The 22496-nt window shown below is 69.3% G+C and carries 19 protein-coding genes; 10 read left to right on the top strand and 9 right to left on the bottom strand.

What is annotated here, in order from left to right:
* Positions 1-1386 (bottom strand): ammonium transporter, encoded by a 1386-nt coding sequence (locus tag ACWEQQ_RS09290; protein WP_364613820.1) that lies wholly within the window; start codon positions 1384-1386, stop codon positions 1-3.
* Between the two features lie 197 nt (positions 1387-1583).
* Positions 1584-3278 (bottom strand): signal recognition particle-docking protein FtsY, encoded by a 1695-nt coding sequence (ftsY, locus tag ACWEQQ_RS09295; RefSeq protein ID WP_452347867.1) that lies wholly within the window; start codon positions 3276-3278, stop codon positions 1584-1586.
* A 238-nt stretch (positions 3279-3516) separates the two neighbouring features.
* On the opposite strand from ftsY, the gene ACWEQQ_RS09300 reads away from it, so the two are divergent.
* Positions 3517-3906, top strand: coding sequence for a DUF2237 family protein (locus ACWEQQ_RS09300; RefSeq protein WP_326357779.1), 390 nt, complete (start codon positions 3517-3519; stop codon positions 3904-3906).
* Positions 3907-3924: 18 nt separating this feature from the next.
* On the opposite strand, the gene ACWEQQ_RS09305 is transcribed toward ACWEQQ_RS09300, so the two are convergent.
* Together ACWEQQ_RS09305 and ACWEQQ_RS09310 are read right to left on the bottom strand one after the other, a co-directional pair.
* Entirely contained in the window at positions 3925-4830 is a 906-nt protein-coding gene (locus ACWEQQ_RS09305; protein ID WP_452345296.1) for a hypothetical protein, read from the bottom strand.
* Between the two features lie 174 nt (positions 4831-5004).
* Positions 5005-5820 carry a TetR/AcrR family transcriptional regulator gene (locus tag ACWEQQ_RS09310; protein ID WP_452347868.1) on the bottom strand — a complete coding sequence of 272 codons (816 nt, stop codon included), beginning with the start codon at positions 5818-5820 and terminating at the stop codon, positions 5005-5007.
* A 103-nt stretch (positions 5821-5923) separates the two neighbouring features.
* On the opposite strand from ACWEQQ_RS09310, the gene ACWEQQ_RS09315 reads away from it, so the two are divergent.
* Complete coding sequence (locus ACWEQQ_RS09315; protein ID WP_452347869.1) at positions 5924-6844, top strand: NmrA family NAD(P)-binding protein; 921 nt, start codon at positions 5924-5926, stop codon at positions 6842-6844.
* A 57-nt stretch (positions 6845-6901) separates the two neighbouring features.
* Here ACWEQQ_RS09315 and ACWEQQ_RS09320 read toward each other — a convergent pair whose 3' ends face one another.
* Positions 6902-7558 carry an HAD family acid phosphatase gene (locus ACWEQQ_RS09320; protein WP_452347870.1) on the bottom strand — a complete coding sequence of 219 codons (657 nt, stop codon included), beginning with the start codon at positions 7556-7558 and terminating at the stop codon, positions 6902-6904.
* A gap of 104 nt (positions 7559-7662) precedes the next feature.
* Positions 7663-11274 (bottom strand): chromosome segregation protein SMC, encoded by a 3612-nt coding sequence (gene smc, locus ACWEQQ_RS09325; RefSeq protein ID WP_452347871.1) that lies wholly within the window; start codon positions 11272-11274, stop codon positions 7663-7665.
* A 94-nt stretch (positions 11275-11368) separates the two neighbouring features.
* On the opposite strand from smc, the gene ACWEQQ_RS09330 reads away from it, so the two are divergent.
* Entirely contained in the window at positions 11369-12307 is a 939-nt protein-coding gene (locus ACWEQQ_RS09330) for a MerR family transcriptional regulator (RefSeq protein ID WP_452347872.1), read from the top strand.
* A 284-nt stretch (positions 12308-12591) separates the two neighbouring features.
* On the opposite strand, the gene ACWEQQ_RS09335 is transcribed toward ACWEQQ_RS09330, so the two are convergent.
* Positions 12592-13020, bottom strand: coding sequence for a DUF1707 SHOCT-like domain-containing protein (locus ACWEQQ_RS09335; protein ID WP_452347873.1), 429 nt, complete (start codon positions 13018-13020; stop codon positions 12592-12594).
* A 172-nt stretch (positions 13021-13192) separates the two neighbouring features.
* Between ACWEQQ_RS09335 and ACWEQQ_RS09340 the strand changes: the two genes are divergently transcribed.
* A complete protein-coding gene (locus ACWEQQ_RS09340; protein WP_452347874.1) occupies positions 13193-14425 on the top strand; it encodes an acyl-CoA dehydrogenase family protein in 1233 nt (410 codons plus the stop codon).
* A 2-nt stretch (positions 14426-14427) separates the two neighbouring features.
* On the top strand, positions 14428-15552 hold the full coding sequence (locus ACWEQQ_RS09345) for an acyl-CoA dehydrogenase family protein (protein WP_452347875.1): 1125 nt from the start codon (positions 14428-14430) through the stop codon (positions 15550-15552).
* A gap of 105 nt (positions 15553-15657) precedes the next feature.
* On the opposite strand, the gene ACWEQQ_RS09350 is transcribed toward ACWEQQ_RS09345, so the two are convergent.
* Complete coding sequence (locus tag ACWEQQ_RS09350) at positions 15658-15837, bottom strand: hypothetical protein (protein WP_452347876.1); 180 nt, start codon at positions 15835-15837, stop codon at positions 15658-15660.
* Between the two features lie 229 nt (positions 15838-16066).
* On the opposite strand from ACWEQQ_RS09350, the gene ACWEQQ_RS09355 reads away from it, so the two are divergent.
* From ACWEQQ_RS09355 to ACWEQQ_RS09375, 5 genes are all read left to right on the top strand, one after another.
* Positions 16067-16507, top strand: a complete 441-nt coding sequence (locus tag ACWEQQ_RS09355) for a carboxymuconolactone decarboxylase family protein (protein ID WP_452347877.1) — start codon at positions 16067-16069, stop codon at positions 16505-16507.
* A 40-nt stretch (positions 16508-16547) separates the two neighbouring features.
* On the top strand, positions 16548-17327 hold the full coding sequence (locus tag ACWEQQ_RS09360) for a metallophosphoesterase family protein (protein ID WP_452347878.1): 780 nt from the start codon (positions 16548-16550) through the stop codon (positions 17325-17327).
* Between the two features lie 177 nt (positions 17328-17504).
* On the top strand, positions 17505-17948 hold the full coding sequence (locus ACWEQQ_RS09365; RefSeq protein WP_452347879.1) for a CBS domain-containing protein: 444 nt from the start codon (positions 17505-17507) through the stop codon (positions 17946-17948).
* 19 nt (positions 17949-17967) lie between these two features.
* Entirely contained in the window at positions 17968-19257 is a 1290-nt protein-coding gene (locus ACWEQQ_RS09370) for an ArsB/NhaD family transporter (protein WP_452347880.1), read from the top strand.
* An 83-nt stretch (positions 19258-19340) separates the two neighbouring features.
* Entirely contained in the window at positions 19341-21491 is a 2151-nt protein-coding gene (locus ACWEQQ_RS09375; RefSeq protein WP_452345282.1) for an acyltransferase family protein, read from the top strand.
* Positions 21492-21542: 51 nt separating this feature from the next.
* Here the strand turns inward: ACWEQQ_RS09375 and ACWEQQ_RS09380 are convergent, their stop codons facing one another.
* A complete protein-coding gene (locus tag ACWEQQ_RS09380; protein ID WP_452347881.1) occupies positions 21543-22355 on the bottom strand; it encodes an alpha/beta fold hydrolase in 813 nt (270 codons plus the stop codon).
* Between the last annotated feature and the right edge of the window lie 141 nt (positions 22356-22496).

Here is a 22496-nt window from a genome sequence, read left to right on the forward strand (position 1 = left end):
TCATGCCTCCTTGACGGCGGCGGTGCGCGCCGCACCACCCACAGCAGCGAAATCGTATGCCGTTTCAGCGTGATCCGACTCGTCCATGCCGACGAACTCCTCTTCCTCGCTCGCGCGGAGGCCGATGGTGAACTTGATGGCGAAGGCGATGATCAGCGTCACGATGAACGAGAAGGCAAGCACCACACCGGCTCCCACGGCCTGACGCCACAGCTGGTTGAAGCCGCCGCCGTAGAACAGACCCGCGACACCGGCCGGCGCCTCCTTGGTGGCCACCAGGCCGACCATCAGGGTGCCGATGATGCCGCCGACCAGGTGGACGCCCACCACGTCGAGCGAGTCGTCGAAGCCCAGCTTGAACTTCAGGCCCACGGCCAGGGCACAGGCCACACCGGCGACCGCGCCGATGGCCAGCGCGCCGAGGACGTTCACCGAGGAGCAGGACGGGGTGATGGCGACCAGACCCGCGACGACGCCGGACGCGGCGCCCAGCGAGGTGGCGTGACCGTCACGCAGCTTCTCCACGAGCAGCCAGCCGAGCATGGCCGAGCAGGTGGCGAAGGTGGTGGTCAGGAAGGTGGAACCCGCGGTGCCGTTGGAGGACAGCGCCGAACCGGCGTTGAATCCGAACCAGCCGAACCACAGCAGACCGGCGCCGAGCATGACGAAGGGCAGGTTGTGCGGACGCATCGGGGTCTTCGGCCAGCCCTTGCGCTTGCCCAGGACGAGGCAGAGGGCCAGGCCCGCGGCACCGGCGTTGATGTGGACCGCGGTACCACCGGCGAAGTCGATCACGTGCAGCTTGTTGGCGATCCAGCCGCCCTCGTGAATGACATTGCCGTCGGAGTCGGTGGCGTTGAAGTCGAAGACCCAGTGCGCGACCGGGAAGTAGACGATCGTGGCCCACACCGCGGCGAACAGCGCCCAGGCGCCGAACTTCAGGCGGTCCGCGACCGCGCCCGAGATCAGGGCGACGGTGATGATCGCGAACATCAGCTGGAACGCCACGAACACGGTCATCGGAATGTGGGTGTTACCGGCCAGCGGGATCCCGACGACCTTGGTCGGATCGGAATCCGCGACCGCGTCGGGACCGATCAGGCCCTTGAGGCCGAAGAACTGCTTCGGGTTGCCGATCAGTCCGAACTTGTTGTTGCCGAACGCTGCCGAGAATCCGAAGATTGCCCATAGCACGCCGACGATGCCCATGGCACTGATGCTCATCATGATCATGTTGAGCACGTTCTTGCTACGGACCATGCCGCCGTAGAAGAACGCGAGCCCCGGGGTCATTAAAAGCACCAATGCCGAACTCGCCAACATCCAGGCTGTGTCGCCGGTGTTCGGCAAATCAACGATGGGGTACGCCACCTTTGTCCTCCTCATCTCTGGCCCCGCAGCACCCTGCGAATAAGCCTGCAATGAGATTCACCAGTCGGTGTTTCAGCCGTGATCCTGCGGCGTTTCGCGTAGGTGAACGGGTGAGCTTGCAGTGTTGCGGTCACGTTTCCGAAACCGCACCGCTGTTATGACGACCGGGTGAGGATGATGTTGATTTCGGTATCGATGCAGTTCAGGAGCGGTTAACCGAGCAGGGCGTCGACGAAGGCGCCCGGCTCGAAGGGTGCGAGGTCGTCGGCGCCCTCTCCCAAACCGACCAGTTTGACCGGAACGCCCAGCTCATGCTGCACCTGGAAGACGATGCCGCCCTTGGCGGTTCCGTCCAGCTTGGTCAGCGCGACGCCGGTGATGTCCACGACGTCGGCGAAGACCCGCGCCTGCATCAGGCCGTTCTGGCCGACCGTGGAGTCGAGCACCAGGATGACCTCGTCCACCGCGGCCTTCTTCTCCACCACCCGCTTGACCTTGCCCAGCTCGTCCATCAGGCCGGTCTTGGTGTGCAGGCGACCGGCGGTGTCGATGAGCACCACGTCCACGCCGCGATCGATGCCGGCCGACACCGCGTCGAAGGCCACGGCCGCGGGATCCGCGCCCTCCTTGCCGCGCACGGTCTCCGCGCCCACGCGCTCACCCCAGGTCTGCAGCTGATCGGCGGCCGCGGCACGGAAGGTGTCGGCCGCGCCCAGCAGCACCCGGCGGCCGTCGGCCACCAGCACACGCGCCAACTTGCCGGTGGTGGTGGTCTTTCCGGTGCCGTTCACGCCCACGACCAGCAGGATCGACGGGTGATCGGCGTGCGGTAGGGCCCGGATGGAGCGATCCAGCTCGGGTCGTAGCGCGTCGACGAGCACCTCGCGCAGCAGGGCGCGCGCGTCGGCGGCGGTGCGAACGCTGCGGGCGGCCATCTCCTGGCGCAGTCGCTCCACGATGGCGGCGGTGCTGGCGGTACCCAGGTCGGCCATGACCAGGGTGTCCTCGATCTCCTCCCAGGAGTCCTCGTCCAGATCGCCACCGCCCAGCAGGCCGAGCAGCGACTTGCCGACGGCGTTCTGGGAGCGGGACAGGCGACCGCGCAGCCGGGTCAGCCGGCCCGCGGTGGGCTCGATCTCGGCGATGGCCGGGGCGGCCGCCTCGGCGGGGGGCGCGGTTTCGGGCGCGGCGGCGGGCGCGCCCGCGTGCGCGGCGATGGCGGCCTCGGCGGCAGCGGCCACCTCGGCGGCGGCGACGGCGGCCTCGGCGGCCTCCTCGGCGGCGGCCTCTTCCGAGGCGGGGCGCTCGACGACATCCCCGGCGGCGGTGCCGGCCGCGGTCTCACCGGCCTGCTCGGCGGCCTCGACCGCCGCGGCTCGGGCGCTGTCCTCGGCGTTCTCGGGTGACTGCGTGGCCGCGTCACCCGCGTCGGCGGCAGGGGCGGACTCGGTGGCGACGGGCTCGGTCGGCGTGACGGGCTCGGCGGGCGTGACGGGCTCGGCGGGCGTGACGGGCTCGGCGGCCGGAGCGAGCTCGGGGCCCTGGACCGGGTCGGGGAGGCGGACATTGGTGATGCTGCGCTTGGCGGCGTCGCGCGGGACGGCCGCGTCGTCGCCGACGTGCGGCTGACCCTCGTCGTCGGTGCGCTCGGGCGGGAGCGGCAGCGGTTGCGGCTTGGGTTTGGCGGCGGGCGCCTGCTCGCGCTCCGCAGTGCCGCTGCCCTGGCTGAAGTTGAATCCGCTCGAGGCCTGATATCCGCCCGACCGGTCGGTCACCTCCTTGGTCTCGGTGACCTCCGGGGTCAGCGAGATCCGGCGGCGCTTGTTCAGGGCGTAGCCGGCAACCAGCGCCACGAGCAGCACCGCCGCGATCGCGGCGATGAGAATCCACAGTTCAGCAGTCGTCACGCCCCCATCCTTTCAGAGGCACCTGCATTGCCGGATTCACATACCTACCGACGCGTCGCAGGGCAGTGTCGTCTATCACGCAGGGCAGTGTCGTCTATCACACAGCCATGCCGTGTGATGCGGAGACACGCCGGGTAGGGGCCTGGAAATCCCAGCAACTACCAACCGGTCTGCTCGAGAACGTGCCACAGTGCGGAAGGAGCGGCGAATGCGACACCGAGACAATAGGATCGGCGACGTGACCGATCGAAATGTGCTTGGGGGACCGCTGGAGGAGTGTGGCACCGATCCTCTCACCGGCTTCTACCGGGACGGATGCTGCAGCACCGGTCCCGAGGATTTGGGCAGCCACACCGTCTGCACCGTGGTGACGGCGGAATTCCTGGAGCACCAGAAGTCGATCGGCAACGATCTCGTCACTCCGCGGCCCGAGAACAACTTCCCGGGCCTGCAACCGGGCGACAGGTGGTGTGTGGTGGCCGTGCGCTGGCTGCACGCCCACGAGGACGGGGTGGCCGCGCCGGTGGTGCTGGCCGCCACCCACGAGAACGCCCTCGAGGTGGTGCCCATGGAAACCCTGCGCAAGTACGCCGTCGACGTCCCCGACGACGTCAGCGACCTGCTCTGAGACCCTGCCGCAGCCGGCTCAGCCGCCGGTGTGCAGCTCGTTGTCGCTACCCCTGCGCAGCAATGCCTCTGTGGCGCTGCGCAATTCGACGCGGGCCGCGCACAGCTGCGGGTCCGAGGCGAAGGCCACGCGGTCGGCGCCGGCGTGCAGGGGGCCGTGGAGGACCTGCAGGGCGATGGAGCCGGCGACGGCGCCGAAGAACAAGGCGATCAGGGCGGGGCGCTCACCGGCCAGGGTGAGGGCGAGCGCGGCCTGACCGCCGAACACGGCCGCGGTGGCCGCCGAGAGCACCAGCGAGTGGGTCATGTCGGCGCGCAGACCCTCGCCCTCGTCGTAGGCGTCCACCACGGCGATGCCCAGGCCCAGCACCACCAGGTCGGCCGCGATCACCGACAGCATGGCCGTGCGCGGCAGGACGTTGAGCCCCAACAGGATCAGGGCCGCGCTGAGCCCGAGCAGCAGCGCGCCGATGGTGAGCAGGCCGGCCGCCGACCGCCGCGAATCCTCGGACCATTCGGCGTGCTGTCCCAGCATCCCGAGCATGGTGCCGAGCAGCGCCAGCAGGGTGAGCGCGCCGAGCAGGTACCCGGCGGGCAGGAAGCCGCCGGCGGCGGGCATGGCCAGCAGGGCGCACAGCGGCAGCAGCCCGACCCGCCACCAGCGGTCCACGCGCTCGACGGCGCCGAGGGGCAGCAGCCGCACGAAGACTCCGCTGAAGGCCAGCACCGGCGCGCACACCAGCACGATCCGCGGACCGTCGAACCAGGAGTTGCCGCCGGCCAGCCGATCCGCCACCACGGCCGCGGCGAACGCCAGCAGCCCGATGGCAGCCCTGCGTAACAACGGCTTTCGCGGATCCCGCGCCAGTAGATACAAACCGAGCCACCATGCGACACCGAACGTCGCGGCCGACACCCAAACCACGCAGGGAGCGTACTTCCCCACTGCCCCGTTGCGGGTCCATACGAATACGCCAAATATGGCCTTCTACCAGTATTTTTCGCCTCCGCACCCGCCTCGTCACACCTTCGCATCCGTTCGGACACACCCAGGTCACGAAGTGCCCCAACGGCTTTCAGGGCGGGGCCGATTAGGGGCTCATGCGGGGGTGGCGTGGCGACGGCGATGTGCCTTCTGACGGCAGGCGGCGGAGCAGTAGCGGGCCGGGCGGCCGGTGCCGGGCGGGTGGATCGGGGTCGCGCAGATCGGGCAGTGCGGCGTTTCGTCACGCGCCGCGGTTTCGTCACGGGGCGCGGGCGGGTTCCGGGGTTTCGTTACGGTGCCGGACCCGGGCCGGGCCCGCATGGAGTCCAGGACCAGGGCGGCGGGTCGGGACAGTTCGCGACCCGGGCTGAGGCGTTGGATGGCAACACATCCCGTGAACAGGGCCAGCACGTCGGAGAGCGCGAGGTCCGGGCGGACCGCGCCGGCGCGCTGCGCGGCGACCAGCAGATCATCGAGGGCGGCGTGGAAGCGGGCGCCCGCGTCCTGCACCAGTTCGCGGGGCCAGCCGTCATTGGCGGCCAGGTCGCAGACGGCCTGGTTGCGATGGGACGAGACGATGACCTCGGTACAGAAGACGAAGAAGGCCCGGCCCGGGTCGGGCGCGTCCCGCAGGCGGCGCGCGAGAGCGGTGAGGCGGTCGATGCGCTGCTGCATGACCGCCTCCAGCAGTGCGGTTTTGGTGGGGAAATGCCGGTAGACGGTGCCCGCGCCGACGCCCGCGCGGCGGGCCACCTCGGCCAGTGACACGGCGACGCCGCCCTCGGCGAGGGCTCGCTGCGCCGCGGCCAGCACCAGCGCGCGATTGCGGCGCGCATCGGACCGGGTGTTCGGGGCGGGCTTGTCGCGGAGCCGGGTCGGCTCTACGCGGGACAGGGTGTGCTCTACGTGGGACAGGCGGGGCGCGGACATTTCGTTACGCGGGTCCTTTCCGGTCGTGGTCAACGGAAACGGGCGGTTCTAGCGTCCATATTCGGGTTGACCGACCCGAATACTACCGAACGAACGGCTGACGATGTCTTCTCGAAATGATCCGACCGAGCCTTCTCGCGATGATCCGGTGCTGGTGACCGGGGCGACCGGCAAGCAGGGCGGGGCCACCGCGCGCCGGCTGCTCGCCGCCGGCCGGGCGGTGCGGGCGCTGGTGCGTGATCCGGAATCGCCTGCGGCACAGGAACTCGCGGCCGCGGGTGCGCAACTGGCCGTCGGGGACTTCGACGCTCCCGAGTCCCTCGCCCCGGCGCTGTCCGGCGTGGGCGCGGCCTTCCTGGTGCCGCCCGCGACCTTCGGCCCGAACGGCTGGGACACCGAGCTGGAGGTCGAGCGCGGCACGCGGTTCATCGCGGCGGCGCGCACCGCCGGGGTGGAGTTCATCGTGTTCACCACCGTCGCCTCCTACACCGAGGACGGCAAGTGGGGTGCGCAGGGCAAGCGGCGGGTGGAGGAGGTGTTGCAGTCCAGTGGTCTGCACTGGACGATCCTGCGCCCGGCCCGTTTCATGGAGAACTACTTCATGCAGGGCTTCCCGGTGGACGGCATCAACGATGGCGTGCACAAGCATCTGTTCCCGGCGGACCGGCCGGTGCAGTCCATCGCCCTCGACGATATTGCCGTGTTCGCGCACCTGGCCTTCGAGGATCCGGCCCGATTCCACGGCCGGGTGCTGGAATTGGCCGGTGACGATCCGACCATGCCCGCCGCGGCCGCCGCCGTCACGGCCGCCACCGGGCACGCGGTGCGCTACCTGGAGGGCACCGAGGCCGAGGCCGAGGCCATGGGACCCGAGGTCGGGGCGGTCTGGCGCTTGTCGCGGCAGGGCCAGGGCTGGCACGCCGACATTCCCGCGCTGCGCGAAATCCATCCCGGCTTGCGGACTTTCGACATGTGGCTGGCCGAAACCGGTGCGGCGCGGTTGAAGTCGCTGCTGGACGGGTGAGGACCGCGGGCGAGGAGGACCCGAGCCTCCTCGCCCGCGTTCACGGGACTCGGTAGGTCACGCCAGGGCGCCGTTGTAGTCCGGCAGCTTGAAGGTCTTCAGGGCGTGGCCGCCGGACAGATCGGAGGCGCTGTTGCCGATATTGGCGACGATGGTGTAACCCTGGGCCTCGATGGAGGCGCGGGTTGCGGTCTTGTAGTCGGCGAGGGCGCCCGCGCCGCTGGAGCCGGTGGTGAGGCCGCCGCCGTAGAGCCCGTCCACCGGGTAGCCGACGGTGGTCAGGTTGATCTGGGTGTAGAAGTTCATGAGCGCGGGCCGGCCGGTCACGAAGATGATGGACGCGCCTTGGCTTTTCGCCCACTGCGCCAGCTTCAGGATCGGCTGGATGGCGGGGGTGATCGGGCCCGGATGGTAGGTCGTCTCGAGTACGGTGTTGTCGACGTCGAAGACGATGGCGGGCTTGGTGGTTCCGGGCAGCGCGGTGGTGAGGTAGGTCTGCGCGTCGGCGGCGATCGGGGTGATGTCGCCGATCCACTGGCTGTAGGGCGGCAGGTTGCTGTTGCCGCCGCCGGAACCGGACAGGGAGCCGGTGCCCGAGCCGGAGGCCGATCCGGATCCGAGTGCGGAGGATCCGGAGTCGGCCAGGGCGACCGGGAGCGGGGCGACCAGGCCGACGGCGATGCCGGCGGCCAGTACTGCGAGGGAGCGTCTCATGGGGCCGGACGCTAATGCCTCGCCCATGCGACGCGCAGGCGTTTCACTTTGCCCCGCACCGCAATCCCGCTCACCGGTACGGCGGCGCCGGGGTCGTCACCGGGTCACGGTGTCGCGCCGACCAGATTCTCCCCGCGCATGCGCTGCGAGATCACCTGCGTGATGCCGTCACCGCGCATGCTGACGCCGTAGAGCGCGTCGGCGATCTCCATGGTCGGCTTCTGGTGGGTGATGACGATGAGCTGGCTCTTCTCGCGCAGCTGCTCGAACAGGCCGATGAGCCGGCGCAGATTGGTGTCGTCCAGCGCCGCCTCGACCTCGTCCATGACATAGAACGGGGAGGGGCGAGCCCGGAAGATCGACACCAGGAATGCCACTGCCGCAAGGGATTTCTCGCCACCGGAGAGCAGCGACAACCGCTTGACCTTCTTGCCCGGCGGGCGGGCCTCGACCTCGACGCCGGTGGTGAGCATGTCGCTGGGATCGGTGAGCAGCAGCCGCCCCTCACCGCCGGGGAACAGGCGCCCGAAGACGCCGGTGAATTCGCGTTCGACGTCCTCGTAGGCCTCGGTGAAGACCTGCAGGATGCGCTCGTCCACCTCGGCGACCACGTCGAGCAGATCCTGGCGGGCCTTCTTGACGTCCTCGAGCTGGGTATTGAGGAAGGTGTAGCGCTCCTCGAGGGCCGCGAACTCCTCCAGCGCCAGGGGATTCACCTTGCCGAGGGTGGTGAGGTCCTTCTCGGCGCGCTTGGCGCGGCGCTCCTGAGTGGCGCGGTCATAGGGCATGGGCTGGGGTGCGCTGACTGCTTCGCCGCGGTCGCGGGCCTGCTCGTACTCCATCAGCTCCAGCGCGGTGGGCGGCATGGGGACGTCCGGGCCGTATTCGGCGATGAGGTCGTCGAGGCTGATGCCGAACTGTTCGGAGATGGTGGTCTCGACCTGTTCGATGCGCAGTGCGGCCTGGGCGCGGGCCACCTCGTCGCGGTGCACGGCGTCGGTGAGCTGGGTGAGCTGGGTGGTGAGGGCGCGGGAGCGTTCCTTGGTCTGCTCCACCTGGGCCGCGAATTCGCTACGGCGGCACACCAATTCGTCACGGCGGGTGGCGGCCTGGCCGACCACCTGCTCGAGTTCGGCGGCCACCCGTTCCGCGGACTCGGCGACCACGGCCGCGACGGCGGCGGCCTGGCGGCGGGCGGCCTGGGCGCGTTCGGCGCGGGCGCGGGTCTCGCGTTCGGCGCGGGCCGCGCGGCGCAGCGAATCCGCTTTGCCGCGTACCGATTCCGCGCGTTCCTCGGCGGTGCGGACGGCCAGGCGGGCCTCGACCTCCATCGAGCGGGCCTCGGCGAGGGCGGCGGCGGCCTCCTCGCGGGCGTACCCCGCGGTCTCGGTGCCGGCGGCCTCCGGATCCATTTCGGCCTGTTCGAGTTCGGCATGGCGCAGCCGGTCCTCGAGGTCGGCCAGTTTGGAAAGCGTGTCCTCGCGGCCGGTTTCGGCTTCGTCGCGCTGGGCCAGCAGGCGGTCGCATTCGCGCTGGGCGGTGCGGGCGCCGTGACCGAGGCGGCCCAGGCGGTCGTAGATGGCGACCAGGGCCTGATCGGATTCGTGCAGGGCGAGCAGGGCGTGGTCGACCGCCTCCTTGCGGTCGGACTGCTCGGCGAGCGCGCCCGCGAGCGCGGCCTCGAGTTCCTCGGCCGTGCGCTGCCAGGAGGCCAATTCGTCCTTGGCGGAATCGATGTCGGCCTGCACCTCGAGCTGGCTGGGGGCGCGGTCGGAGCCGCCGAGCAGCCAGCCGCTGCCGGTGAGGTCGCCGTCGCGGGTGACCACGCGCAGTTCCGGGCGCTCGGCGAGGACCCGGGCGGCGGTGGCGAGATCGTCGGTGACGGCGATCCCGGCGGTGAGGGCGGCGATGGCGCCACGCAGGTCGGCGGGGCAGTCCACCACCTCGGTGAGCCAGCGCGCGGCGGCCGGTAGTCGCGAATCCGCCGGTGCCACCGGCTGATCGGTGGCGTCGGCGTAGACGATGGCGGCGCGGCCGCCGTCGGATTCCTTGAGGGCGCGCACGGCGGCGTGGGCCGAGTGCCCGGTGTCGGCGGCGACGGCGTCGGCCAGCGGGCCCAGTGCGGCGGCGACCGCGGACTCGAAACCGCCGTGCACCCGGATCAGCCCGGACAGCGGGCCGAGCAGGCCGTCGGTGCGGTGCTCGAGCAGCCAGGCCGCGCCGTCCTTGCGGCGCAGGCCCATGGTGAGGGCCTCGATCCGGGCGGTCAGCGAGGCGACGCGTTTACCGGCCTCGCGGTCCTTCTCGCGCAGTTCGGTGACGCGCTGGTCGGCCAGGGCGAGCGCCTGGGCGGCGTGCTCGTAGGAGGTGTCGAGGCCCTCCTCGCCCGCGTCGAGTTCGCTCAATTCGCCCTGGACTGCCTCGAATTCGGCGTTCGCGTCCTCGCCGCGGCGGCGGGCCTCGGCGATGCCGGTGGACATGCGCGCGATCTCGCCGTCCACGGACTGGGCGCGGATGCGCAGGGTGTCGACCTGGCCGGACAGGCGGGCCAGGCCCTCGCGGCGGTCGGCGATGGCGCGGACGGCGGCCAGGTGGGCCTGTTCGGCGGCCTTGGCGGCCTGCTCGCGTTCGTGCAGTTGCTCGCGGGCGGCTTCCAAGGTTTCGGTGGCCATTTCGACCGCTTCGCGTAGTTCGGCCTCTTCGGCTTCGACCCGATCCGCCTCGCGCTCCAGCTGTTCCGGGTCGCGGCCGGCGCCGGCGGGTTGCTCGATGGTGAGGTTGCGCGCGCGATCGCGGGCAATGCGGATAGTGGCATTGACGCGTTCGGTCAGGGCGGACAGCTGGAACCAGGTCTGGGCGGCGGCCTCGGCGCTGGGGGTGAGCTTGGAGAGCTCGAATTCCTGCTGGGCCAGGGCGGCATTGGCGGCGTCCAGCTCGGCCTGCACGTTGACCTGCTGCTCGCGGGCGTAGGCCTCCTTGCTCTGCTGGCTCTCCAGTTCGCGGCGGCGGCTCACCAGATCGTCGGCGGCCAGGCGCAAACGGGCATCGCGGAGCTCGGACTGGACGGTCGCGGCGCGGCGGGCCACCTCGGCCTGCCGGCCCAGCGGCTTCAACTGCCTGCGCAATTCGGTGGTGAGGTCGGTGAGGCGGGCCAGGTTGGCCTGCATGGCGTCCAGCTTGCGGACCGCCTTCTCCTTGCGCCGCCGGTGCTTGAGCACGCCCGCGGCCTCCTCGATGAAGGCCCGCCGATCCTCCGGCCGCGATTCCAGAATCGCCGACAGCTGGCCCTGACCGACGATGACGTGCATTTCCCGGCCGATGCCGGAGTCGCTGAGCAGCTCCTGGACATCCATGAGCCGGCAGGAGTTTCCATTGATCTCGTACTCGCCCGCGCCGTCGCGGAACATGCGGCGGGTAATGGACACTTCGGAGTACTCGATGGGCAGCACGCCGTCGGAGTTGTCGATGGTCAGCGTGACTTCGGCACGACCGAGCGGGGCGCGGCCCGCGGTACCGGCGAAGATGACGTCCTGCATCTTCCCACCCCGCAGGGCTTTCGCGCCCTGCTCACCCATCACCCAGGTGAGCGCGTCGACGACATTGGATTTCCCCGACCCGTTGGGCCCGACCACGCAGGTGATCCCCGGTTCGAATCGCAACGTCGTCGCGGACGCGAAGGACTTGAACCCCTTCAGCGTCAGACTCTTCAGGTGCACAGCGGCTCAGACTACCCGCTCCGCCGGGATTGCCCCGAGTATGCCGGACACCAGGACTTGAGTCTCCACCAAGGGGAAGCACCAAGGTTGACGCATGGACGACGAAACGCTCTACACGATCGGGGCGCTGGCCGAACGCACCGGCCTGACGGTCAAGACCATTCGGTTCTACTCCGACAAGGGGATCGTTCCGGCGACCATGTACAGCCCCGGCGGCTACCGGCTGTACGACATCGAGGCCGTGGCGCGCCTGGAACTGGTACGCACCCTGCGCGAACTGGGCATGGACCTGGCGACCGTGCGGCGCGTGCTGTCCCGCGAAACCTCCCTGACCGAGGTCGCGACCGCGCACGCCGAGGCGGTGGACGTACAGATCCGCGTACTGCGGCTCCGGCGCGCGGTGCTCCGCGCGGTGGCCAACCGGGGATCGGATGACAAGGAGATGGGATTCATGCACAAACTGGTGCAATTGTCCGAAGCCGAACGCGCCCGCATCATTCACGACTTCGTCGACGACACCTTCGGCGCCGTGGACGGCAACCCCGCCGTGCTGGAACTGCTCCGTTCCACCATGCCGGAACTCCCCGACGACCCCACCCCCGACCAGGTCGGCGCCTGGATGGACCTGGTGGAACTGGTGCAGGACAAAGAATTTCGCGCCGCGGTCCGCCGCATGGCGGACTACCAGGCCGAGGAACGCGCCGCCGGCGACCACACCGGCCTCCACCACGACCTCACCGAGGCCGTCCGCACCGAAGTCGCCCGAGCCCTGACCGACGGCATCGCCCCCGAAAGCCCAACCGCAGCACCCGTCCTCGACACCCTCACAGCCCGCTACGCCGAAACCTTCACCAAGCCGGACGACCACAATCTCCGAGAATGGATCCTGACCCGCCTGGAAATCGCCAACGACCCACGCGTAGAACGTTATTGGCGCCTGGTAGCCACCATCAACGCCTGGCCCCCACTCCCCGACCTGACCCCAACCTTCGACTGGTTCGCCACCGCGCTGCGCACCCAACTCGCCCAGTAGTCAAGGCACCGGAAGCCCGTGCCGAGAACCGATCAGTGTGCAGCAAATCCCAGATGGGAAGTGCTGCACACTGATCCTCGAACACCTCGTCGAGACTTACTGCGGTGAGTAGCACCCGTCCACACCGGACTCGCAGCCGGTCCGGATTCGCAGTCCAGACGATGCCGAAAGCCTCCTGGCCGATGTGCCGGACTTGATCGGCAACCACTCGGCCAGAGCCTCGGCACAGCCCCCGAAGTGGCCTCGGACACGCGGCGATGTCACGCCCTAGCGAGCACTCGGGGTCAGCGGGGGCGGGAGCGGTTCCAGGCGGCGGATTCCCAGCCCATGACGACGCGGAAGACGAGGACTGCGCCCCAGGGGCCGATGACCCAGATGGGCCAGGGGTAGGTGAATTCGCCTGTGGTGAGGGAGATTGCGGCCCAGATGACGAGGCAGAGGAGGCTGACGCCGAGCCAGGCGCTGCCCTCGATCCGCTGCCAGATGGGGAAGCGGGTGCGGGAGATGGACTGGGGTGCAACGGTCTTGGGCAGTTTGGGGAGGTCCTGGAGGACCAGTTGGAGGTCTTCGCGGGTGGCGGTGGCGTAGACCCGGGTGAGGCGCTCGTTGTATTCGGCCAGGTCGAGGCGGCCGTCGGAGAGGTGGCGGCCGAGGAGGTCGGCGATCTGGGCGCGCTCGGCGTCGGAGGCGCGGGTGCCGGTGGTGATGTCCATGTCGATCCTCTCGGTCGGACGCTGCCATATGTTCCACAGTGGAATATGAATCCAGGATAAACCTCCATAATGGAATGTCAAGACCATTCAACTGAAGGCGGGTGCCAGCACATTTGCCAGCAGGGGTGATGCGATGAGATGGTTACTTCCAGTTCTCGGACAAGGAGTCATCGTGGACCTCGACTGGTCGCCTGCCGATCTGGCATTTCGTGATGAAGTGCGCAGCTTCCTCGACGAAAAGTTAACCGGCGATCTTCGCCGTGCGGGACGGTTGGCGACCAGCGTCTACCCGGACCACGAGGCCAGCATGCAGTGGCAGGCCATCCTGCACGAACGCGGCTGGGCCGCCCCGGCATGGCCGGTGCAGTACGGCGGCTGCAACTGGAGCCTGACCCAGCACTACATCTTCGGCCGCGAATGCACCCTGGCCGGCGCACCGAACCTGTCCCCCATGGGAATTCGCATGGTCGCGCACGCCATCATGGCCTTCGGCACCCCGGAGCAGCAGGACTTCTTCCTGCCCCGCATCCTCACCGGCGAGGTCTTCTTCTGCCAGGGCTATTCGGAGCCCGAGGCGGGCTCGGATCTGGCCTCGCTGACCATGGCCGCGGTGCCCGACGGCGAGGACCTGGTCGTCACCGGCTCCAAGATCTGGACCACGCACGCCACCGAGGCCAACTGGATCTTCGCCCTGGTCCGCACCTCCCGGCAGGCCAAGAAGCAGCAGGGCATCACCTTCGTGCTCATCGACATGCGCACCCCCGGCATCGAGATCCGCCCGCTGGTCATGACCTCCGGCGAGCAGGTACAGAACCAGGTGTTCTTCGATCAGGTGCGGGTGCCGCAGGCGAACGTGCTGGGCGCCATCGACGAAGGCTGGACCGTCGCCAAGTACCTGCTCAACTTCGAGCGCGGCGGCGGCGCGGCGGCCCCGGCCCTGCAGGTCATGGCCGAGGAGCTCGCCCAGGCGGCCACGGAGCAGGTCGCCCCGAACGGCGGCGTGCTCATCGACGATCCCGCCTTCGCCGCCAAACTGGCCGATGCCCGCCTGCGCGCGGACGTGCTGGAGATCCTCGAATACCGCACCCTCGCACTGGTTTCCAGCGGAAAGGATCCCGGCCCCGCCGCATCCACCATCAAGATCCTGGGCACCGAGCTGAGCCAGACACTCACCGAGCTCGCGCTGGAGGCCGCCGGTCCGCGCGGTCGCGCCTATCAGCCGCACGCCACCATGCCGGGCGGGCCGATCGCCGATTTCACCCCGCCCGCAGACGGTTTCGTCGCCGGCGCCGACTGGCAGGCGGTCGCCCCGCTGCGGTACTTCAACGACCGCGCCGGCTCGATCTACGCCGGCAGCAACGAGATTCAGCGCAACATCATCGCCAAAGCCACCTTGGGACTGTAGCCATGGACTTCTCCTTCACCGCCGAACAAGAACTGCTCCGCGACACCGTCACCGAGTTCCTGGCGGCGCGCTATCCGCTCGAGCCCAGCCGCGCGGCGGCGCGCACCGGGGCCGGCTGGCAGCCGGAGGTGTGGCGCGGGCTGGCCGAGGAGGTCGGGATTCTCGGGGCGAGCCTGCCGGAGTCGGTGGGCGGCATCGGGGGCGGCCCGGTCGAGACCATGATCATCGCCGAGGCGCTGGGCGCGGCACTCGTGCTGGAACCGTACGTGGACACCGTGGTGGTCGGCGGCGGCCTGCTGCGGCGCGCCGGCGGCAAGCGGGCCGAGGATCTGCTGACGGGCATCGCCGCCGGCGAGGTGGTCACCGGGTTCGCCGCGCTGGAACCGCGATCCGGCTACGACTACACCGCTGTCGCGACCACCGCGGTCCGCGACGGTGACGGCTGGGTGCTGACCGGTGAGAAGACGGTGGTGATCGCCGCACCGCTGGCCACCCACCTGCTGGTGACCGCGCGACTGGACGGCGACATCGCGCTGTTCGTGGTCGATTTCGACGCCGCCCATTCCCCGGCCGGGCTCGTCGCGCGCCCGTACCGCACCATCGACGAGCGCCAGGCCGCGGACCTGACCTTCGAGGCCCTGCGCGTGCCCGCCGACGCCCTGCTGCTCGCGGACGCGGGCGAGGCCATTGCCGCCACCCTGGACGAGGCCATCGCGGCGGTGTGCGCCGAGGCGGTCGGAGCCATGCGCAAGGTGGTCGCCGACACCGTCGCCTACAGCAAGCAGCGTCAGCAGTTCGGCGTCCCGATCGCCAGCTTCCAGGCGCTGCAGCACCGTATGGTGGACATGCTGCTGGAGCTCGAACAGGCCGTGGCCGCAACGTATCTGGTGACGCTGAAGCTGGATGCCCCCGCACCCGAGCGGGCCCGCGCCGCCTCGGCCGCCAAGGCCACCATCGGCCGCGCCGCCCGGCGCATCGGCCAGGAGTCGGTGCAGTTGCACGGCGCCATGGGCATGACCGAGGAGCTGGCCATCGGCCACTTCTTCAAGCGCCTGACCGCTGTGCAGTACGAGTTCGGCACCACCGACCAGCACATCGCCCGCTATGCCGCACTGACGCGGCCGTAGCGGTTCCCGCGCACCGGTTCAGGGGTGATCCGGTGTCCGGCCGGGTTCCGGTGGATCGCCTGGGGGATCCACCGGAACCTGGCCGTCGCGCGGGCGATCCCGTGGCTACCGGCGATGGCCCTGGTCGGCACCGACGGGTATCCGTCCGGCATCACGGCGTCCGGACCGGGGCGCGGCGGCGGCGCCCCGCGCCGACCCTCGCACGGCGAGCACGATAACCAGCGCCAATGCGGGTCCGGTGACGAAGCACAGCAGACCCAGCGCGATCAGCAGAACTGTTCCCACGTGCGGATTATTGTCCGCCGCGCCGCATTTCGCACAATTACGGCAAACGCCACCCTCCGGACCGAACGAGCCGACCGGTCCAGCTGGGACGCGGCCCGGGAACCCACCGGCAACTGCGGCCGCGACCAGCGCCATGCTGGTGTGATGGAGGCCACAGCGGCCCACCCGTCACGTCCGCGGGCCCTGTCTCGTCCTTGGTGTGGAAACGAACCGGAGGAAGGACGACACCATGTCGCGATTGAACATGCAGCAGGCGGCCCCCGAGGTCTACCAGGCCTGGATCGCCGCCGAGACCGCGATCCGTCGCGGCCCCCTCGACGCCACCGTGCGGGAACTGGTCAAGATCCGGGTCTCACAGGTCAACGGTTGCCTGTTCTGCATCGACATGCACTCCACCGAGGCCCGCAAGGAGGGCGAGACCGAGCGACGGCTCTGGCACCTCAACGCCTGGCGGGAGTCCGAGCTCTTCACCCCGGCCGAGCAGGCGGCGCTGGAATACGCCGAGGCCACAACGCAACTCGGCCCGCACGGGGTGAGCGACGAGATCTGGGCGGGCGTGGAGAAGCACTTCGACGAGGGCCAGCGGGCGGGTCTGGTCGCGGTGACCGCGCAGATCAACCTGTGGAACCGCCTCGGCGTCCCGCTACGGCTGGAGCCCCTGGGCGAGTAGGCCCGCACCGGCCACGGCCCGAATAGCGTTGACAGCCAGGATGGTTCTGTGGCTGGCTGACGGTATGGGCCGTGGTGAGACCGATTCCGGACGCGTCCGGATCGCGGCAGTGGGCGATCTGCACATGCGCGAGAGCATGCGCGGCCGATTCCGGCCCGCCCTGCTGGAACTGGGCGAACGCGCGGATGTGCTGCTGCTGGCCGGTGATCTGACCAATGGCGGCACCCTGCGCGACACCGACGCGCTGTGCGCCGAGATCGAGGAGCTGCCGGTCCCGGTGGTCGCCGTCCTGGGCAATCACGATCACGACCGCCGACTCGGTTTCCGAATCTCGGTGCGGCTCAGCGAGATCGGCGTGCACATGCTCGACGGCACCGCGATCACCCTGCCCGTCAACGGGATTCGCCTGGGCATCGCCGGGGTGATGGGCGGCAGCGGCGGATTTCCCGGCCACCCCGGCAATCCCGCCGAGGGCAGTGTCGAACACCGCGCCCGCTTCCGCCGCGGCCCCGCCGACGCTACCCGCCTGCGCGCCGCCCTGGAATCCCTCGACACCGATCTCCGCATCGCCCTCATGCACTTCTCCCCCGTCGTCGGCACCCTGGCCGGCGAACCCCCGAAGATCTACCCGGGCCTGGGCTGTCACGATCTCGCCGAGGCGGTGGACGCGGCCGGCGCCGCCCTCGCCATCCACGGCCACGCCCACGGCGGCACCGAATTCGGCCGCACCGCGGGCGGCGTCGAGGTGCGCAACGTCTCCTATCCAGTCATCCGCGCAGCCTGCCGGGTGTACGAGCTCAGCCACCCGAGCGACAGGTAAACCCGTTCGCGGTACCGTTGACGAAATCTCTACACACGGTGTGCCGGGAAGTCTGGTCGGCCGGTCCGAAACCTCGGGCCGCACGGTCCGACCTGGGAGTTTCGATGCGGCATCCGTTTTCGATCTTGACGTATTCTGCTGCCGTGAACGCCCGGCTCTTCGTCGTATCCTGCAGTTATGCATGCCGCTCAGATGGCCGAGGATTATCCCGTGATCGATCTGGACTCCGACGCGATCGACGCGGCGAAGTTGCTGGCCGAGCATCGGCTACCCGGGATTCTGGTGACCGATGCCAAGGGGGAGCCGCATTCGGTGCTGCCGGCGTCGCAGGTCGCGCTGTTCATCGTGCCGAAGTACGTGCAGGACGATCCGTCGCTGGCGGGGGTGCTGAACGAGTCCATGTGCGGGCAGGTGGTGAAGCGGTTGCGGGGCAAGAAGGTTCGGGATGTGATTCCGGAGCGGCTCACCAAGATTCCGGCCGCGAAGGCCGACGACAATATCGTCGAGGTGGCCGCGCTGATGGCGAAGTACAAGTCGCCGCTGGTGGCGGTGCAGGACGGGACGACGTTGCTCGGCGTGATCACATCCGCGCGGCTGCTCGAGGTCGCGCTGGCCAACTGAGCCCGCCGGGGCGGCAGTCGTGACCGCCGTCGCCATCGCCGTCTTCGTCGTCGCGTATGTGCTCATCGCGACGGAGCGCGTGCACAAGACCATTGCGGCGCTGGTCGGCGGGGGCGTGGTCATCGGTATCGGCATCCTCGACTCCGACGACGTCTTCTACTCGCACGAGACCGGCATCGACTGGAACGTCATCTACCTGCTGCTCGGCATGATGATCATCGTCGGGGTACTGCGGCAGACCGGCATCTTCGAGTATGTCGCGATCTGGGCGGCCAAGCGCGCCAAGGGATCCGCGCTGCGGGTGATGGTCCTGCTGGTGCTCATCACCGCCACCGCGTCCGGCTTCCTGGACAATGTCACCACCGTGCTGCTCATCGCCCCGGTCACCCTGCTGGTGTGCGAGCGCCTCGAGGTGCCGCCGGCGCCCTTCCTCATCGCCGAGGTGCTGGCCTCCAATATCGGCGGCGCGGCGACCCTCATCGGCGACCCGCCCAACATCATCATCGGCAGCCGGGCGGGGCTGTCGTTCAACGACTTCTTCCTGAATCTGACACCGATCGTGCTGATCACCCTGGCCGTGTTCGCCCTGCTGCTGCCGCGCCTGTTCAAGGGCTCCTTCGACGTCGATCCCGAACGCGCCGCCGACATCATGCAGCTGAACGAGCGCGAGGCGATTCGCGATCCGAAGCTGTTGATCAAGTGCGGAATTGTGCTCGCCGCCGTGTTCGCGGGATTCTTCGGCCATCCGATTCTCCACCTCGAACCGTCGCTGGTGGCATTGCTCGGCGCGGGCGCGCTGGTGCTGATTTCCGGTCTGCCGCAACGGGATTACCTGTCCGCGGTGGAATGGGAAACGCTGCTGTTCTTCGCCGGCCTGTTCGTGATGATCGGGGCGCTGGTGAAAACCGGCGTGATCGCCCGGCTGGCGAAATCCGCGACCGAACTCACCGGCGGTGACGCGCTCGTGGCAACCATGCTGATACTCGTGGTCTCGGCGGTGCTGTCGGGCGTCATCGACAACATCCCGTACGTGGCGACCATGAGTCCACTGGTGGCCCAGCTGGTGGAGCACGTCGATCACCCGGCCCAGGCGAACGCCCTGTGGTGGGCGCTGACACTGGGCGCGGATTTCGGTGGCAATCTCACAGCAGTCGGGGCCAGCGCGAATGTGGTGATGCTCGGCATTGCGCGGCGTTCGGACCATCCGATCTCGTTCTGGGAATTCACCCGGAAGGGCATTCCGGTGACTGCGGTCACGATTGCGGTGGCCGCGCCATATCTGTGGCTGCGCTATTTCGTATTCGCCTGACCAGCGACAATCGGCACAACACGGACCTCTTCTGTGTGGCGATTGGTAATTTCCGCGACCCCTGACCGACAATGGCAGCCGCCATGTCCATATCCAGCACCGATCACCCGACCGCGCCGGGCAGCGACCGACAGGACGCACCGGACGCACCCACCAGGCCCGGGGCCTACCGACGCGATCTGGACGGATTGCGCGGCGTAGCTATCGCGCTGGTGGTCGCCTTCCACATCTGGGCCGGACGCGTATCCGGCGGTGTGGACGTGTTCCTGGTGCTGTCCGGCTTCTTCTTCACCGGCATGCTGGTGCGCCGCGCCGACAGCGGATCGGTGGGTGTGCTGACCACCATCCGGCGCACGCTGCGCCGGCTGCTGCCCGCCATGGTGGTGGTGCTGGCGGCGGTGGTCGCCGCCACGGTGGTGCTGCTCCCCCACACCCGCTGGTCGAATATCGCGGGCCAGACGCTGGCCTCGCTGTTCTACTACCAGAACTGGTACCTGGCGCTGTCCTGGTCGGACTATCTGGCCGCGGATCCCTCGGTGAGCCCGCTGCAGCATCTGTGGTCGATGTCGGTCCAGGGCCAGATGTATCTCGTACTGCTGCTGACGGTCGCCGCCGTGGCCTGGGTGTTGCGCCGCGTGGTCCGGGCGGGGGCGTGGAAACTGGCCGCCGAGTACCCGCTGCTGCGCCGCACCGGACAGGACGGCGTGCTGCGGCTGACGCTCGCGGTGATATTCGCCGCCGCCGCCATCATCTCGTTCCGCCATGCCGGTGCAGGCGTTTCGACCCAGCAGGGCTGGAACTACTACGACACCTTCGCCCGTGCCTGGGAACCGCTGGTGGGCGGTCTGCTCGCCCTGGCCGCGCCGCTGATCCGGCTGCCCAGGCCGACGCGGGAAGTGTTCGCCTGGACCGGAATCGCGGCCATCGCCTGCTGCGGCTGGATGGTGAACGGCTCCCTGGTCTTCCCCGGCCCGGCCGCGCTGATTCCGGTCCTGGCCACGGCCGCACTGATTCTCGCGGGTGCGGGCCGCGACACCGCCGATCAGCCGGTGGTGAATCGCCTGCTGGCCACCGGACCGGTGGTGCAGCTCGGCGGGTTCGCCTACGCGCTGTACCTGTGGCACTGGCCGATGCTCATCTTCTATCTGGGTGAACAGCATCAGCGCCGGGCCGGGTGGCTGGGCGGGCTGGTCATCATCTTGATCTCGCTGCTGCTGGCCTTCGTGACCCATCATCTGATCGAGGAGCCGCTGCGGCTGCGCTCGCGGCCCGCCGCGACCCCCGCGTTCGGCCGCGTGCTCGCCGGGGTGGCGGTGTCCACGGTCGGGGTGCTGCTGGTCGGCTCGACCCTCGCCTGGCAGTGGAGCATGGGTGCGAAGGCGCACGCGGTCGGCGAGCTGGATCCCGCCAAATACCCGGGCGCGGAGGCGCTCACCGATCACGCGCTGGTGCCGCGCGCCCCGATGCGCCCCACCACCGAGGAAGCCCCCGCCGATATCCCCTACCCCACGCGCGACGGCTGCATCTCCGACTTCGACACTCGCGCGGTCACCACCTGCACCTACGGTGATCGCGACGCGCACCGGACCCTCGCGGTGGTGGGCAATTCGCATGCCGAGCACTGGATTCCGGCATTGCAGATCCTGGGCGAGCAGTACCGTTTCCGGGTCGTCGTCTACTTGAAGATGGGCTGCCCGCTCACGGTCGCCGAGGAGCCCGTGTACAAGGGCCAGCAGAATCCGGACTGCCGCGACTGGTCGTCGGAGGTGATCGACCGGCTCGGCGTGGAGCGCCCCGACTACGTCTTCACCACCGCCACCCGCCCCAGCGACAATGGCGGCGACGAGACCCCGCAGGACTACGTCGACGTCTGGTCGGCGCTCTCCGACCGCGGCCTCCAGCTCATCGGCATCCGCGACACTCCGTGGCTGCGCCGCAACGGCATTCGCTACCGCGCCATCGACTGCCTGGCCGGCGGCGGCGATCGCCTCAGCTGCGGCATCCCGCGCGCCGAGGCCCTCAATGCGGAGAACCCGGCCGCCACACCCGCCGCCGCCTTCCCGAACATGCACCTCATCGACCCCAACGACGCGGTCTGCGAACACGACATCTGCCCCGTCGTGGAGGGCAACATCCTCATCTACCACGACGAACACCATTTGACCGCAAGCTATTCGCGGTCCATGGCCCCCGAACTGGCCCGCGAACTCCAGCCCATCCTGGACTGGTGGTAGCCCGCGAAGCGGTGTCCGGAAACCTGGCGAGTGCCCGGTGGATCGAGCTGCTCAGCACAGCTGGTCGAGAGCCGACGCGGTCTCGCGGATGGCCTCGGCGACGGCGTGGAAGTCCTTGGCGAGGATCTTGGAGTGGTTGCTGCCGACCCGCGCGCTGATCGTCAGATTGGGGTTGACCGCCAGCAGCGGTTCCAGGGAGGCCCGCACCGCTTCGATCTCCTCTTCGGCCGCACCGAGATTGGCGCCGGTGGCCACGACATAGCGGACCGGGCAGCGCAGTCGTTCCAGGACCGGGGCGAGGGCGGCGCAGAGCTGGTTGAGCTCGACATTGACCTCGGCGTGCTGCTCGGCGCTCATCCGTGCGGCCAGGCCCAGCGGGCGCAGCACCGGCATCATCGGCCCCATCTTGCGGAACATCGCCCGGATCCGCTCCAGGTTCTCCGCGTCGGTGAATCCCCAGGGCATCGCGCCGTCGGCCGACACGACGCCCGCGATGCGGTCCGGGTTCCGGTCGGCCCAGTGCACCGCGACCAGCGCACCGTAGGACCAGCCCACCAGAATCGGCCGCTGCTCCACACCCCGCGCCGCGAGCACGGCATCGACATCCCGCACGCAGGCGTCGAACGAGTAGTCCGCCGAGGTCTGCGACTTGCCGCGCGCCCGCTCGTCGAAGGTGATGTGCCGGAACCCGGGACCGAGATCGGCGATCACCTTCTTCCAGTTCTTCTGCGTGGCGTAGGAACCGTTCAGGTAGACGACCGGAACGCCGCTCCCGCCGGTGTCGGTGACCGCGAGGGCCGTGTCCTCCACCGTCACCAGGCCGGTCCAGGTCGAGGTGGCCGGGAAAGTGCTGTTGTTCGTCATGACAGGTTGCTCCTTGATCCGCGTCGGGCGATGTCCGCAACTGTCGTCGCCCCCGCTGCCACACACCTGACACGGACCTGACACGCCCCCTGACACGACGATTCCGGGCCCGATGCTGCGCGGACCCGCCTGGTGATCAGC

This window comes from Nocardia sp. NPDC004123, from assembly GCF_053603795.1.